Genomic DNA, 14,462 nt, shown 5'->3' with positions numbered 1-14,462 from the left:
AACTCCAGTCGGTGCACGCCGCGGCAGACGCGGTTGTTCCGCATGTGTCCCGCGGCCCACGGCGTCGAGACGGAGGACGAAGAGGCCGAGGGACGCGAGGGGAGGCAACCACCGACGGCGCAAGCCGGCCCCGACATGGACCGTCGACCCCTGCGAGGGACGTCGGGCGGCGGGCCGGTCGCTGCCGCGTCGCGGTGCGTTTCCTCAGTCCGGCTCCATATAGGAGCGGCGGAAGACCGGGGCCTGGCCGGTGCCCCACGGCCGTACGGCTGCCATGGCCCGGACGACTGCGGATTCCAAGGGGCCGCTGGTGTCGACCGTCACAGCCTCTGCCCACGGCGGTTCCTTGGCCGCCATGGCGGTGGCCACGTCGAGGTCGGCGTCGGATGCTCCAGGGGCACGAGAATTGAGGCGGGCCGCCGTTACGTTGCTCGGAGCCTGGCAGTGCAGGGCCATCAGGTCGGCGCTGGTGCGTTCGGCCATGCGCAGGGCCGCTTCGCGCTGTGCCGCATCGGACCATGTGGCGTCCAGGACGACGGACTCGCCGGAGGACAGCAGGGCGGATGCGCGGTCCAGCAGAGTGGAGTAGGTCCTGGCCGTCCACTCGGGTGTGTACAGGCCCTCGCCGTAGCCGGCCGCCGCGGACTGCTCCGCCGGGATCCCCGCCAGCTCCTTGCGGAGGCGGTCACTGCTGAGCAGCGTGACCCCCAGCCGGTCGGCCAGTGCCCCGGAGAGCGTGGATTTCCCGCTGCCCGGCAGCCCGCCCACGAGTGTCAGGCCGACCGTGGAAGTACGCAGATGGCGCAGCGCCGTGGTGATGAGTCGCCGTGATGCCGCCTCCGCGCCGGGTGTGCCCTGGCGGGCCTGGATCAGGGAGACCTTGGCGCGGACGAAAGCGCGGTAGGCGACGTAGTGGTGCCACAGGGAAGGGGGTGCGGGGTCGCCGGAGTACTCGCTGTACCGGGCGAGGAAGAACGCCGCAGCCTCCGGGGCGCCCAGCTGTTCCAGGTCCATGGCGAGGAAGGCGGCGTCGTCGAGGCCGTCGACGTAGCGCAGGTGGTCGTCGAACTCCAGGCAGTCAAGGACACGGGGGCCGTCGTCGGGGCAGAAGATGTCCTCGGCGAGCAGGTCGCCGTGGCCGTCTACGATCCGCGCCTGTTCGATGCGCGCGTCGAACAGCCTCTTGCGGCCGGCGAGGTAGCGGCGCACCAGCCGCTCGATCTCCGCCACGCCGTCGGGCACACGCACCCCGTCCGCGAGCGCGCGGACTTGAGCGAAGCTCGCCTCCCAGCGCGACGACAGCGCGTCCCGGGTGCCCTGCTCGTCCACCTCGGGGGCGCGGCGCGCGTCCGCGTGACGGGTGGCGAGCAGCCGGGCGACGGCCCGCAGGGCATCGTCGACGGACGCGCCCTCCCGCACGAGCCGGGAGAGGCGCCGCTCCGCCGGCATACGGCGCATCACGACGAGGGGTTCTGGCATGTCCGTGTCCGGACTGCGGAATTCCCCCAGGCCGAGGTAGACGTCGGGAGTGAAGCGACGGTTGAGCGCAACTTCCCGCTCGCACGCGGACCGCCGAGCCTCCACGGTCGTGTAGTCGAGGAACCCCAGGTCTACCGGCTTCTTGAGCTTGTAGACACGATCCCCGACGAAGAACACCACCGCGGTATGGGTCTCGCACACCTCCGCGCGGGGAAGCGGAGCAGCGCCGAGGGCGGGGCTGCGCCGGAGCGCGGACGCGTCGGTCTGATGCACCGGCACCAGAGGCTCGCTGCGGGGTCCGGGCTCAGTCATGAGGGATCACGGCCACAGGGCAGCGCGCGTGATGGATCGCTGCTTGGACGACGGGGCCCAGACGCGGTCCCAGGGCGGGGCGATGCCGGCGTCGGCCGACCACCAGCAGCCCGGCGCCCTCAGCAGCCCGTACGACAACCTGGGCGGGGCTCTCGAGGGCGATGCTGTCGGTGACCTCCACACGCGGAAACTTCTCGCGCCAAGGGCGGAGGGCCTGGCTCAGCCGCTGCTGCGCGTCCTGCCTGATCTCATCGGTGACGTCGTGGTCCACGCCCCAGGGAGCATAGGCGTGGAGCGGTACTGGTTCGCCGTGGGGGACCCGAAGGGGCATGCCCCCCGACGCGGCGGTGGTGAAGGCGAATTCGAGGAGGTCGTCGCAGGGGCCGTGCAGTTTCAGCGCCACCACTACGCCGCCTGCCGTACCCGGCGTGGGCGGCGGCGCCTCTTCGCGTCTTTCGGCACGCACCAGAACGACGGGTCGTTCGGCCCGTGCGACAACAGGCATGCTGATGTCGCCCAGGAAGTAACTCTCGACGAGCTCCAGCCCCCGCGAACCGAGCACGGTCATCTCGGACTCCGATGCCGCCTGGAGCAGTGCGCTCTCGGGGTTGTCGGCGACCAGGTTGCCGACGACGGCAAGGCCTGGGTGGCGCGCCCGGAGTTCGGTCTGTGCGTTGTGTACGAGCCGCTTCGCCCAGTAGTTCTGGTCGATCTCCGAGGGGATGCGGGTCGGTTCCGGCACCAGCATCGGCCATGCATGCAGCAGACGCAGCGTGAGCCTGCGCCGTTCGGCTTCATCCGCTGCCCAACGAGCAGCGGCGAGACTCTCGGGTGAGCCGTCGAGGCCCACGGTGATGACTGGCTCCATGGCGACTGTCTCCGTCTCGTAAGAAGCTGGAATGAAGGTGAACGAGTCCGCGTGTCCGGACAGCACCGGCCTGCCGAGCACGGACCCTCCTCCCATTCGAGGAGTACCCCAGACCTTTCTGCGGTGCATGTGGACCCGTGTGGGGCGGGCTCTGAAGGGTGGGGTCCGGCGAGAGAAGAGACAAGGGCCGTGACGATTCCCCTGGTGGTCGGCATCGATGGATCCGAGGCGAGTCTGGAGGCGGTGGACTGGGCCGCCGACGAGGCATGCCGACACGAGGTGCCGCTTCTCCTGGTGCACGCCGGGGCGCCGCATCACGAGGCAACCGCCCTCATCGACGTTGCCTCGGATCGTGCGAGGACGGGCGCCCCGAGGGTGCGGCTGTCCAGCGAGGTCCTGCATGAGGACGCCGCCTCCGCCCTGGTCCACAAGGGACGCAATGCCTTCGCGCTGGTGCTCGGGTCCAGAGGGCGCGGAGACCTGGCCGGGATTGCGACGGCCACCGGCCGGCTGGTGGGCGGCATGAGTTCTTCGCGGCGCGGGCGGGCCTGCGCATGGTGCTGGACCGTAGAAGGTGAGCGCAGTGGGACCTGGTGGAGCCCGGCTGGTCGGCGCGCTTCCGCCAGTGACAGTCAGCGCGCCGCAGAGGAGCCGAGGAGGTCACTCTGATGTCCGATGCGACGACCACCGATCTGTACGAAGTGACGATGGCCATGTCCTACCTGCGGGAGAACATGACCGGTCCGGCCACATTCAGCCTCTTCGTCCGCGACGTGCCCGCCGATCGCGGCTTCCTGGTGGCCGCGGGACTGGAATCGGCACTCGAGTACCTGTCCGGCTTCCGGGTCGGCCCAGAGGACGTCGCTGCCTTCGCCTCCGCGCTGCGCCGGCCGGCGCGCGCTCTGGAACCCCTGCGCGGCCTGCGGTTCACCGGTGACGTGCGGGCGGTACCCGAGGGACGCATCGTGCTGCCCGGCGAACCGCTGCTCGAGGTGACCGCGTCTCTTCCGCAGGCACAGCTTGTCGAAACGTATGTGCTCAACCAGCTCAGCCATCAGACGACGATCGCGTCGAAGGCGGCACGGTGCGTGCTCGCGGCGGCCGGACACCCGGTCGTGGACTTCTCCCTGCGGCGGACCCATGGGCCGCAGGCCGGCTTCCAGGCCGCCCGGCTCAGCGGGATGACCGGCTTCGCCGGGACCAGCAACGTGGCCGCGGCCACGGCCGTGGGGATACCTGCCGTCGGCACGATGGCCCATTCCTTCGTGGAAGCGTTCCCGACGGAGGAAGAGGCGTTCCGCGCGTTCGCGCGGTCCCACCCGGGTCCGGTCACGCTGCTGGTGGACACCTACGACACCGAGGCGGGCACCCACATCGCGGCACGCGTGCTGCGGGACCTGGACCTCGGGCCCGGCTCGGCGGTCCGGCTGGACAGCGGCGACCTCGGAGCCCTTGCGGCACGGGCGCGCTCAATCCTCGACGGCGCGGGCCTGCCGGATGTGGGGATCGTCGCGAGCGGCGGCCTCGACGAGTACGCCGTGGACGAACTCGTCCGCTCCGGAGCGCCGATCGACACCTACGCGGTCGGCACCCGCATGGGGGTCTCGTCCGACGCACCGTATCTGGACTCCGCCTACAAGATGGTGGAGTACGACGGCCGACCGGTGATGAAGCTTTCCTCGGCGAAAGTGACGGCACCCGGGCAGAAACAGGTGTTCCGTCGCCCCGGTTACGCCGACGTGATCGGTCTGGCCGACGAGCAGCCACCTGAGGACGGCAGACCGTTGCTCGAGACGGTGATGCAAAGCGGCACACGCACCGGCAAGAGATCCGCACTCGGCGAGTGCCGTGAGAGGTTCACCGCCGATCTGGTCGCACTGCCACCAGCGGCCCGGCAAATCCGGGCTCCCGTCGCGCCTCGAGCCACGGTCTCCGCACGGCTGAGCGCACTCGCCGACCGGGTCCGGCGCAGCATCGAGGAGGAGACGGGGGCCACCGCGCGGCGCCGAAGCCAGTAGAGAACCGCATCCGGATCGCAACGGCCGTACCGATGTGAGGAGGAAAGGATGCCGCATACCGTGGAATGGAAGGTTCGCCTCTACCTCTTCGAGGACGAGGGAACGACGAAAGCGCGCGTGGTACTCGACACCGGAACGACGGCACTCACCGGCCACGGGGTCGCCCACCGAAATCCGACGGACACGGATGTGCCGGAGATCGGTGACGAACTGGCGGCCGGTAGGGCCATGCACGACCTCGCCCAGCAGCTGGTGAACGCCGCCGAGCGTGACATCGAGGGGATGGGCGCGACCGGGTCACGTACCCGCCGGACTGCCGGGTGGCCCATGTGACCGCCGATCCCCGAGCCACATGGGCACCTCGCGAGTGTCCGGCGCCGGCTTGGGGGCCCGGCCGGGTGAGCAGCACGTGCGCCTTCCGCCGCACGCTGCTGTCCGAGATCAAGGAAGGAACTCACCGGCGTGCACCGCATCGCGATCACCGGCTGAGCCACGGCGGACCCGCAAGGGTGGGTGCAGGCAGAGAGGCGGTCCCCCGTCGCCTCCACGAAACCGGTGCCCGCCGCCCCTCTCAGCGTTCCTCCTTCAGCGCGGCGGCCCGCCGCGTGGCACGTTGGATGCAGCAGCATTCTGAGGAACGGCGGCGGTCATGCGAGCTCACCTCGGCGATCAGCTTGTTGTCGAAAGCCCGGCCACTGGCGCCACCAGGCGCGACGGCGAGATTGTCGGACTCCACCACGAGGACGGAACACCGCCCTACGACGTGCGCTGGTCGGACACGGACGAAGTGACCCTCGTGTTCCCCGGGCCCGACGCGCACATCCGACACATCGGGCACGGGCCCGGCACCCACGAGCATTCCCGGCCGAGCGCGGATGGAACAGGCGCCCTGTCGGAGGAAACCTCGCTCGGTGGGACACACAACGCCGGCGACATCGGTCGGCGCGTGGCCGCTGAACGCGAGCGACAGGGGCTGAGCCGGGCAGAGACGGCCCGCCGCGCCAGGATGGCGCCGGAGTACCTGGCACACCTCGAGCAACGGCCGGCCGATCCGAGCCTGGCGACTCTCATCAGACTGGCCGGCGCGCTCGGCACGAGCGTCGCGGCCCTGCGCGGGGGCGGCATCGATCTGCCGCCCGGCCAGGGACAGGCACTCCTCCATCCCCAACTGCGGGATCTCACGCCCGACGAATGCCGCGCCCGGCTTTCCACGCACGGCGTGGGGCGCATCGCGGTGTCGACACCCGACGGCCCGGCGGTCGTCCCGGTGAATTACGAAGTCATCGGCGATGCGATCGCCTTCCGGACAGCGCCGGACTCGGTGCCTGCGGCGGCCGTCGGAACGGACGTCGCATTCGAGGTCGACCATCTGGACGACGCCATGAGTCAGGGCTGGAGCGTGCTCGCCGTCGGCCCTGCGCGGGTTGTCACGGACCCCGACGCGGTGCGGCGGCTGGCCGATCGTGCCCACACCATGCCTTGGGCCGGGGGTGAACGCGAGATGTGGGTGTCGATCCAGCCCACGCGCCTCACGGGCCGTCGCATCACTCCGGCCGATCAGTGAAGGACAAGCGGCGTGCCGCTCGCCCTGCATGCATGTCACGACCGGTCCGCGGGAACCGAAGGGAGGAGCCGCCGTCCACGGCATGAATTCCGGCGCACCTGTCACTGTGCGCGGTCCGGTCAGTGCGGTGCGGCGGAGGCACCGGTGAGCCGGGGCTCGACATCTACCACGCCCTCCACGGCACGGACGAGCCGTACAGCCACCGATATGAGCGAGGTGTCCCGGATCTGCCCGCGCAGGGTGACGACTCCGTCATGCGCGTTCACGTGGATGGTGTGGCTGAGCGCTGGGAAGAGAGGCCACTTCGGTCTGCAGCTCGGCAGGGTCGCCCACGCCCTGCTTTTCGCCGATCTGGACCGAAGATTCCGCCTGTCGTACGGACTGATACCCGGCGCGGGTGAGGTCGCAGTCGTGGGTGTGTCGTCCTTCAAGTGCCCCCGTCGTCGGCCGCGCGGTAACGGATCGTGAGCCTCCACCCCCTTGGCGACGAGTTCGCGCCGTCCTGCAGCGCGACGGACCCGCCTGTCCCGGGCCAGTAGCAGTGTTACGCGGAAGGCAGGTCGTTGAGGACGCGGCGGCTTGACATGCCGTCCTGCCGCTGGCCAGGGAGGGAGCGTTTCGGGGTCAGCCGCAGGCAGTGGCTTCTTGTCCCTCGCCGCTCACATCGGCTTTGCAGCAGGCCTTACCGGCATGCGTAACGGATGCGATGAACCCACACTGGCCCTATGGAGTTCCGGTCGGGAGGGGCCGACTCTCTGGGCTTCTCCGCGCGGATCTCGAGACACGAAGGAGATGACCATGACCACTGCACGGGAGATCATGCACTCCGGTGCCACCTGCATCCAGGAGAACGACACGCTGGAGGTCGCGGCACGCAGGATGCAGGAGCTGGACGTCGGCGCCCTCCCGATCTGCGGGCCGGACGACCGGCTCCACGGGATCGTCACCGACCGCGACATCGTGGTGAAGTGTCTGGCCAAGGGCAAGGACCCGAAGACCATGACCGCGGGCCAGCTCGAGCAGGGCAAGCCGATCACGATCGACGCCGGGGCCGACACGGACGATGTCCTGCGCGCCATGGAGGAGCACAAGATCCGGCGGCTGCCGGTCATCGAGAACCGTCGCCTGGTGGGCATGATCAGCGAGGCGGACCTCGCTCGCCGTCTGCCTGAGGAGCAGGTGGGCCACTTCGTCGAGGTTGTCTGCGCGGCGAGGTGAAGTCGGCCGGGCCCATGCCGGCCCCGGCCGTCATGGGAATGCGGCGTGGATCTCCTGGCGCGGTGGGAGACGCCCAGTTCGTCGCCGGGCCGGAGCCGCAATCAGGAGGCGCGAGCCGTGGCCCGGTCACCGCCCGGCGTCAGTACGGGGGTTCCAGTACACATGGTCGGACACCTCGGCGGAGCGGGGGGTAACGGTGTCGCGACCCGTACGGCGGTGACTTTGTACTCGGGGCAGGACGGGACGGTGTCCGCGTGGACCGGAGGTGAGGCGGTTCACCCCGCTCGTGGGGAAGTGGAAGGAACAGAAGACCGGCCGGGGGCCGGCACGGGGAGCGGTTCGCCACGCCGGACGGGCGGGCCCACCCGGCCGCCGCCCCCTGCCTCCCACCTGGGGAACAGCCTGACGACGACTGCCCGCTGGTCCTGGTCACCGGGCAGCGCGCTGGGCGCACTGCAACTCCGGCAGTACGACCCGGCGCAATGGCAACCTCGCCCTCGATCCGGTCGACTTCCTCGACCTCCACCGCCGCCCGGTACGGCCTGCGGGACGGCGTTGAGGCTGTGGTGGAGAGCCGACACGGCCGCGCCCGGCTCACCGTGGAACGACATCGGCCACCCGCCCACCCGGGGGGACCATGCGGAGGACGATGCGCGACACCAGCAGACCATCGCCGGGGCGAACGGTGCGCACGTCGCCGCCGACCTCGACGACATCGGGCCGAACAGCCCTGGTAGGCGGTTGGCGCCGATGTCACGCTCCGGGCCGGTACTCCGGCTCTGTCGCGCCCATGTCCAGACGGAACGGTGGGTAGTCGTCCGTCATGAGGCTCGCGTACGCGGACACTCGCAGTACCCAGCGGTTGAGCCCCATGATCAGGTCGTACAGGTCTCTCGGGTACTTCTCGGTGAAGGTGAGGATCACGGCGGCGATGACAGTCAGCACGAAGATCAGCCCGCCTGGCCCCCATTCGCTGTGGAAACCCCCAGCGAAGAAGCCGATCACGATGTAGTGCGGGATGGCGAAGAGCCACCACTTGACCAGGACAAGTCCTCGCGACAGCCGCTGGGGGTAGACGATGTCCAGCCGGGCGGGGTATTCGGGGACCTCGCTCAGGCTGAAGGGCGGGTAGCGGTCCGTTCCGAGGGCGGCGTAGGAGTAGTACGCCACGCGCCATGTCCAGCGCATCACACCGAGATTGAAGTCGAACAACGCACGGGGATATCGCTCCGTGAACAGGATCGCGAAGAAGGCGACCACGCTTACCAGGAAGAACGCTATCCACAGGAAGAACAGCACGATGTAGTGCGGGATCACCAGGATCCACTTCACCAGCCACAGCCACTGAGACAGGGGCGCATCCAGCGTCGCCTCGACTCGGACAGGACGGTAGACGGCGGGGGGCGTCGTCATGAGCGTCAACTCCTTCGCGTGGGCACGGAGTACTCGGACACCGCCGCGCCACGGCGAGCATGCGGCGCGGCGCCTGGGAGGCGGTTGCTTCGTGGTGATGGGGGCATGGTGCTCGCCGCTCTTCGCTCTCTCACCAGCTGTTCGAAAAGGCCGCTTCCCGTGTTCCAGGACGAGGCTCGGCCCACGAGGTTCGGAACGACGAGTAGCTCGTGCCAGTGGCACTCGCCCCTGTGCGGCCCGGCCGCTCCTCAGCCCAGTGTGTCCTGCCTCGTCAGGTCCCGCGAGGTACGGAAGGGGGCCGACCCCGCATGCGGACATCGGGGAGGCAGGCATTCCGGTGGCGCGGTGGCGTCGCTGGGGCGATGCTCGGCGCATGGGCACAGACGGCTTCGTACGAGGGCGAACCTGGGGTCTGGTGGCCCTGACATCGCTGGCCGCTCACAGCGCCTTCATCCGACCTCGGTTGCTGACCTGGGGGGCTTCGAGCGATGAGGCAGCACGCGCCTATCCGGGTGATGAACTGGTGCCGAACGCGGACGGCTCGTCGACCATGGCCACCACCCTGCCGGCGCCGCCGACGGAGGTTTGGCCCTGGCTGCTGCAAATGGGGTGCAACCGCGCAGGCTGGTACAGCTGGGACCGGTTCGACAATGGCGGACGGCCCAGCGCCGAACGCATTGTCGGAGACTGGCAAAGCCTGGAGGTGGGGCAGCGGCTGGACGCGGTTCCGAGCGGCGACGCCTGGTTCACTGTGGCGGTCCTCGATCCGCGGAAGACTCTGGTGCTGCGCTCCGCCCTGGTTCTTCCCTTCGGCCGCCCCTTCGACCCGTTGTCGGGGACAGCGCCAGGCTCGTACGTGGATTCGATCTGGGGTTTCCATCTTGCCCCAGCCGCCGGTGGCACCCGATTCGTCGTCCGCACCCGGTCTCGCAGCCGACCGCGGCTGCTGACCAGGCCCATGGACGTCCTGTTCTGGGAACCGGCTCACCTCGTCATGCAGAGGCGCCAGTTCCACAATCTACGTATGCGTCTTCGCGAAGAGGCCTGACACATCGCTCGGTCAAGGGGCCCCGAACGCGGGCGCCGTGGCTGCGGGGCATGTCACACGCGAACTCGTGCCGAGGCCGACATCGGTTACGCGTTGGCTGCGTCGAGTCGAATGGCTACGGCTCCCGCGACCGCGCGGACGGCTCAGGCCACCGGTGGCACCAGCGCCCGTCGAATCTCGGCGCCCTGAGGGTCGTTCGCGGGTGGGACACACCCTCGTGTTCGGATACGACCCCGTGGCCGTCGGTCCCGGACACGGCGTCGCGACGGGACGGCGGGAAGCAAACGCGCTCACCGGCGCGCTGCGGCCGTGGCGGGACAAGTTCCTCGGCGATCGGCACACACATCGGCCCGGTCACCCATGCGGTGCCGCACCATTCTGCGGCGCCCGTTGCGGCGCCCGTTGTCGGTGGTGCCCCACCTCTGACCGTCCGTCGGAGACGGCCTCGCAGATGTGGACCGATGCCCCGGCGCAAGGATTTCGTGCGCGGGGCAGACGGGTCCCGGCCCGCTGCCGATGAAGCGGTGGCGACGAGTGGTGCGCATCCCGCTGGTTCCTGAACCTGGCCCCGCGAACTCACGATGTCTTCCCGGAGTGGGAGTCGTGGCCGCCGTACATGGTCGTGGCGGCGACCAGGGCGAGCATGCCGACCGCCATCATGATCAGTCCCACCAGTGGCCGGTCGGCGCCGTCCCATTGCCAGTCGACGGCGAATACGAGAATCGCGCCGAGCCCGATCGATGTGACGGCTCCGATGGCCAGCAGTCCGGGCATGGGGCCCACCTCCTTGAACGGCTGATGGGCACCCTGCCCCCGCCGGATCCCACTGTCGCCGCACAGCGGGGCGGCGCCCAAGGGCCTGATGGCCCGTCCGTCGTCGCCATGAGGCCCGCTCCGCGGCGGACACAGTGGTGGGGCCGGCGGGCCGAAGGCATCGGCCCACCGGCCCGGTACATCACGCCCGGACTCAGCTGAGGGCCGCGCCGAGTGCCAGGAAGCCGGCGACCGCCACCAGCAGCATGCCCATCAGGGGTGCCATGAAGCGCAGGTACTGGTCGTAGCGGACCTTCGCCAGGGCGAGGCCGCCCATGACGACAGCGGAGGTGGGGGTGATGAGGTTCACCCATCCCGAGGCCGACTGGAAGGCGGTGACGACCAGGGCTCGGCTGACTCCGGCGAAGTCGGCCAGCGGCGCGAGGATCGGCATGGCGAGGGCCGCGTGGCCGGAGGAGGAGGGGACGAAGAACGCCAGCGGGAGGTTCACCCCGAACATCAGGACGGCGAAAACGCCGGATGCCGTGCCGGACACCGCCCCGTGCAGGGTGTTGAGGATGGTGTCGGTGACGCCGGCGTTGTTCATGATGACGGTGACGCCCCTGGCCAGCATGACGATCATGGCCGCGCCGATGAAGTCTCCCGCTCCGGCGATGAAAGCCTCCGCGGTCCCCTTCTCCCGCAAGCCTCCGATCAGCCCGACGAGGACGGCTGCGACGATGAACAGGGCGGCGAGTTCGGGGAAGTACCAGCCGAGTGTGGGCAGGAAGGTGATGTGCAGATCGCCCCAGGGGACCACGGCGAAGATCATGAAGAGGAAGGTGGTCGCGAAGAGGCCCAGGACGATGCGCTGACGACTGGTGAGTTCCACCTGGCCGCCGCCCTCGACCCGCAGGCGGTGGTCGTCCTCGGTGAGCGGGGTCAGGGAGCGGGTGGGGTCTGCGGTGATGCGGCGGGCGTAGCGCAGCACGTACGCGGCTACCAGCGCCGTCAGGCAGGTCCACATCGCCAGGCGCAGCAGGATGCCGTCTCCGGTGCCGATGCCGGCGCTGTCGGAGGCCACTCCGGTGGCGAACGGGTTCACGGTGGAGGCGAGCGTGCCTACTCCGGCGCCGACCATGATGACGGTCGCGGCGACCATGCGGTCGTAGCCCAGGCCGAGCATCAGGGGGATCATGAGCCCATAGAAGCCGAGAGTTTCCTCCGCCATGCCGTAGGTGGTGCCGCCGAGGGAGAACACCGCCAGCAGGACCACGAGCAGCACCGCTCTGTGGTGGCGCAGGCGTTGTGCGAGACGGGCCACCCCCGCGGTGAGGGCTCCGGTGCGCATGGTGACGGTGATGAAAGCCCCCACGGCCAGGATGAAGAGGAACACTCCGGCGGCGCCCGCGAAGGTTCCGGTGCCACCGGGTGTGGTGAGACCGCTCTGGGCGTCGGTGACTCCGTACAGGCCGTTGACCGGTGAGAGGAACAGGTCCTTGAGCCGCTCCCAGAAGCCGGTGGTCACCTCCACCGACCGGTAGGTGCCGGGTACGGGGCTGCCGTCCTTGGTGTCGTAGCGGCCGGCGGGCAGCACGAAGGTCAGGGCCCAGACCGCGACGGTGACCGCTATCAGCACCGTGAACGCGGAGGGGAAGGACAAGCGCCGCTTCGTGGGCGCGGTGCCGGCATTGTCGGCGGCGGGCTCGGGGGCCATGGGGGCGGTGCCGAGGCTCATGTCAGGTCCTCATGTGCGTCGAGGCGGCCGTCGAGGTCGCGGCCGGTGGGGTGGGTGTGACGACGGTGCCGGCGGTCCCGTCGAGGATGGCGCGGGCGTCCTGGAGGGCACCGATGGCTGCCGTGCCGCCCGTGAGTTCCACGAACCGGCACACGGCGTCGACCTTGGGGCCCATCGATCCCGCCGGAAAGTGCTGGGCGCGCAGCACTGCGGGGGTTGTTCGTCCGATGGGTTGGGCGTCGGAGGTGCCGTAGTGGAGCGAGACGTGGGGAACGTCGGTGAGCAGTAGCAGGGCGTCGGCGTCGAGCGCCTCGGCCAGGAGGGCCGCGGTGAGGTCCTTGTCCACCACCGCTTCGACGCCGGTCAACTGCCCCTGCCGGTCCCGGATGACCGGTACGCCGCCGCCTCCGGCGCACACGGCCACCGCTCCCGACTGGAGCAGCAGCCGGATCAGCCGGGTCTCCACGACCCGCTGCGGCCGGGGCGAAGGCACGACGCGCCGCCAGTGCCTGCCGTCCTGCTTGACCGTCCAGCCCCGGTCGGCGGCCAGCCGTTCGGCCTCGTCCCGTTCGTAGACGGGGCCGACGAACTTGGCCGGGTCGGCGAAGGCGGGGTCGGCCGCGGAGACCAGGGTCTGGTTCAGCAGGGCGCACACCTGGCGGCCGGGCAGGGCGTTCTGCAGGGACTGCAGGAGCCAGTAGCCGATCATGCCCTGGGTCTCCGCGCCCAGGACGTCGAAGGGGTAGGGGTTGCTCAGGGAACGGTCTGCGGCGCTTTCCAGGGCGAGGACGCCGACCTGGGGGCCGTTGCCGTGGGTGATGACGAGCTCGTGCTCGTGTGCGAGCGGGGCGAGGGCCGCCACCGCGGCGCGGACGTTGGCGAGTTGCACGGCGGCGTCCGGCCGCTCCTCGCGGCGGAGCAGGGCGTTGCCACCCAGGGCGACGACGACACGCATGAGTGTTCTCCAGGGGGTGGGTGGCGGGTGGGTCAGTCGACGAGGGTGGCGACGAGAACCGCCTTGATGGTGTGGAGCCGGTTCTCGGCCTGGTCGAACACGATGGAGTGGGAGGACTCGAAGACCTCGTCGGTGACCTCCAGCGCGGTCATGCCGGTGCGGGCGGCGATCTTCGCGCCGACGGTGGTGTCGCTGTTGTGGAAGGCCGGAAGGCAGTGCATGAACTTCACCCGCGGGTTCCCGGTCGCCTCAAGGACGGCGGAGGTCACCTGGTAGGGCCTGAGCAGGGCGATGCGTTCGTCCCAAAGCTCCGGCGGCTCCCCCATCGACAGCCAGACGTCGGTGTAGACGAAGTCGACCCCGGCCACGCCTTCGGCAACGTCCTCGGTGAGCGTGATCCGCGCGCCGGTGCCGGCTGCCACCTTGCGTGCCTCGTCCACTGTCTCCGGGGCGTTGTGCAAGGAGCCGGGGCCGACCATGCGTACGTCCATGCCCAGCATCGCCCCGGTGATCAGCAGTGAGTTTCCGACGTTGTTCCGGGCGTCCCCCAGGTAGGCGAAGGACACCTGGTGCAACGGCTTGTCGGTGTGTTCCCACATGGTGAGCACGTCGGCGAGCGACTGGGTGGGATGCCACTGGTCGGTCAGCCCGTTCCACACCGGCACGCCGGCGTACTGGGCCAGCTCCTCCACCAGGCGCTGGTCACTGCCCCGGTACTCGATGCCGTCGTAGTAGCGACCCAGCACCCGGGCGGTGTCCTTGATCGATTCCTTGTGTCCGAGCTGCGAGCTCGAGGGCTCCAGATAGGTCACGTGCGCGCCCTGCTGATGGGCGGCCACTTCGAACGCGCAGCGGGTCCTGGTCGAGGTCTTCTCGAAGATGACGGCGATGTTCTTGCCGCGCAACCTCTGCTCCTCGCAACCGCTGCGGCGGGCCGCTTTGATCCGTGCGGACAGCTCCAGCAGGTGGCGCAACTCCTCCGGGGTGAAGTCGAGTTCCTTGAGGAAGGTGCGGTGGCTCAGGTCGACGGACATGCTCTGGCTCCTCGGGGCGTGCGTCGCGGGTGTGAGAGAGGTGGGGTGGCCGGAGGCCGGGG

The 14,462-nt window shown here is 69.7% G+C and carries 12 protein-coding genes and 2 pseudogenes; 6 read left to right on the top strand and 8 right to left on the bottom strand.

The window, feature by feature from the left end:
- Positions 1–204 precede the first annotated feature (204 nt).
- Together MDN94_RS17435 and MDN94_RS17430 are read right to left on the bottom strand one after the other, a co-directional pair.
- Positions 205–1,680, bottom strand: coding sequence for a bifunctional aminoglycoside phosphotransferase/ATP-binding protein (locus MDN94_RS17435; protein WP_482727099.1), 1,476 nt, complete (start codon positions 1,678–1,680; stop codon positions 205–207).
- A 103-nt stretch (positions 1,681–1,783) separates the two neighbouring features.
- The gene (locus MDN94_RS17430) at positions 1,784–2,659 is read right to left on the bottom strand and encodes a universal stress protein (RefSeq protein ID WP_482727098.1); all 876 of its coding nucleotides are present in this window, start codon (positions 2,657–2,659) and stop codon (positions 1,784–1,786) included.
- Positions 2,660–2,848: 189 nt separating this feature from the next.
- Between MDN94_RS17430 and MDN94_RS17425 the strand changes: the two are divergent.
- From MDN94_RS17425 to MDN94_RS17410, 4 genes and pseudogenes are all read left to right on the top strand, one after another.
- Positions 2,849–3,151: pseudogene (locus tag MDN94_RS17425) on the top strand (universal stress protein); the annotation flags it as partial.
- A gap of 176 nt (positions 3,152–3,327) precedes the next feature.
- Complete coding sequence (locus tag MDN94_RS17420) at positions 3,328–4,677, top strand: nicotinate phosphoribosyltransferase (RefSeq protein ID WP_482726668.1); 1,350 nt, start codon at positions 3,328–3,330, stop codon at positions 4,675–4,677.
- Positions 4,678–4,725: 48 nt separating this feature from the next.
- A complete protein-coding gene (locus tag MDN94_RS17415) occupies positions 4,726–5,010 on the top strand; it encodes a DUF1876 domain-containing protein (protein WP_482726667.1) in 285 nt (94 codons plus the stop codon).
- Between the two features lie 316 nt (positions 5,011–5,326).
- Positions 5,327–6,241: a pyridoxamine 5'-phosphate oxidase family protein gene (locus MDN94_RS17410; protein WP_482726666.1), complete on the top strand. Its 915-nt coding sequence runs from the start codon at positions 5,327–5,329 to the stop codon at positions 6,239–6,241.
- 119 nt (positions 6,242–6,360) lie between these two features.
- On the opposite strand, the pseudogene MDN94_RS17405 reads toward MDN94_RS17410, so the two are convergent.
- A pseudogene (locus MDN94_RS17405) lies at positions 6,361–6,537 on the bottom strand (BON domain-containing protein); the annotation flags it as partial.
- Between the two features lie 502 nt (positions 6,538–7,039).
- Here MDN94_RS17405 and MDN94_RS17400 point away from each other — a divergent pair.
- Positions 7,040–7,459 (top strand): CBS domain-containing protein, encoded by a 420-nt coding sequence (locus MDN94_RS17400; protein WP_482726665.1) that lies wholly within the window; start codon positions 7,040–7,042, stop codon positions 7,457–7,459.
- Between the two features lie 753 nt (positions 7,460–8,212).
- Here the strand turns inward: MDN94_RS17400 and MDN94_RS17395 are convergent.
- On the bottom strand, positions 8,213–8,872 hold the full coding sequence (locus MDN94_RS17395; protein ID WP_482726664.1) for a DUF4389 domain-containing protein: 660 nt from the start codon (positions 8,870–8,872) through the stop codon (positions 8,213–8,215).
- A 373-nt stretch (positions 8,873–9,245) separates the two neighbouring features.
- Between MDN94_RS17395 and MDN94_RS17390 the strand changes: the two genes are divergently transcribed.
- Entirely contained in the window at positions 9,246–9,920 is a 675-nt protein-coding gene (locus MDN94_RS17390; protein WP_482726663.1) for a hypothetical protein, read from the top strand.
- 576 nt (positions 9,921–10,496) lie between these two features.
- Here MDN94_RS17390 and MDN94_RS17385 read toward each other — a convergent pair.
- The 4 genes from MDN94_RS17385 to argF form a co-directional block, all read right to left on the bottom strand.
- Positions 10,497–10,694 (bottom strand): hypothetical protein, encoded by a 198-nt coding sequence (locus MDN94_RS17385; RefSeq protein ID WP_482726662.1) that lies wholly within the window; start codon positions 10,692–10,694, stop codon positions 10,497–10,499.
- A gap of 193 nt (positions 10,695–10,887) precedes the next feature.
- A complete protein-coding gene (locus tag MDN94_RS17380; RefSeq protein ID WP_482726661.1) occupies positions 10,888–12,411 on the bottom strand; it encodes a YfcC family protein in 1,524 nt (507 codons plus the stop codon).
- Between the two features lies 1 nt (position 12,412).
- Positions 12,413–13,366 carry a carbamate kinase gene (locus MDN94_RS17375; RefSeq protein ID WP_482726660.1) on the bottom strand — a complete coding sequence of 318 codons (954 nt, stop codon included), beginning with the start codon at positions 13,364–13,366 and terminating at the stop codon, positions 12,413–12,415.
- A 32-nt stretch (positions 13,367–13,398) separates the two neighbouring features.
- A complete protein-coding gene (argF, locus tag MDN94_RS17370) occupies positions 13,399–14,400 on the bottom strand; it encodes an ornithine carbamoyltransferase (protein WP_482726659.1) in 1,002 nt (333 codons plus the stop codon).
- Positions 14,401–14,462: the final 62 nt, after the last annotated feature.

It is taken from the genome of Streptomyces sp. WAC00040 (genome assembly GCF_056835925.1).
Note: the sequence above shows the minus strand (reverse complement) of the source record. Positions and strands in the feature narration are given on the sequence as shown.

Coding starts and splice junctions, on each gene's coding strand:
- MDN94_RS17380 (WP_482726661.1), bottom strand. CDS start 12,411: ATGAGCCTCGGCACCGCCCCCATGGCCCCCGAGCCCGCCGCCGACAAT.
- MDN94_RS17375 (WP_482726660.1), bottom strand. CDS start 13,366: ATGCGTGTCGTCGTCGCCCTGGGTGGCAACGCCCTGCTCCGCCGCGAG.
- MDN94_RS17395 (WP_482726664.1), bottom strand. CDS start 8,872: ATGACGACGCCCCCCGCCGTCTACCGTCCTGTCCGAGTCGAGGCGACG.
- MDN94_RS17415 (WP_482726667.1), top strand. CDS start 4,726: ATGCCGCATACCGTGGAATGGAAGGTTCGCCTCTACCTCTTCGAGGAC.
- MDN94_RS17430 (WP_482727098.1), bottom strand. CDS start 2,659: ATGGAGCCAGTCATCACCGTGGGCCTCGACGGCTCACCCGAGAGTCTC.
- MDN94_RS17410 (WP_482726666.1), top strand. CDS start 5,327: ATGCGAGCTCACCTCGGCGATCAGCTTGTTGTCGAAAGCCCGGCCACT.
- MDN94_RS17385 (WP_482726662.1), bottom strand. CDS start 10,694: ATGCCCGGACTGCTGGCCATCGGAGCCGTCACATCGATCGGGCTCGGC.
- MDN94_RS17400 (WP_482726665.1), top strand. CDS start 7,040: ATGACCACTGCACGGGAGATCATGCACTCCGGTGCCACCTGCATCCAG.
- MDN94_RS17390 (WP_482726663.1), top strand. CDS start 9,246: ATGGGCACAGACGGCTTCGTACGAGGGCGAACCTGGGGTCTGGTGGCC.
- argF (WP_482726659.1), bottom strand. CDS start 14,400: ATGTCCGTCGACCTGAGCCACCGCACCTTCCTCAAGGAACTCGACTTC.
- MDN94_RS17420 (WP_482726668.1), top strand. CDS start 3,328: ATGTCCGATGCGACGACCACCGATCTGTACGAAGTGACGATGGCCATG.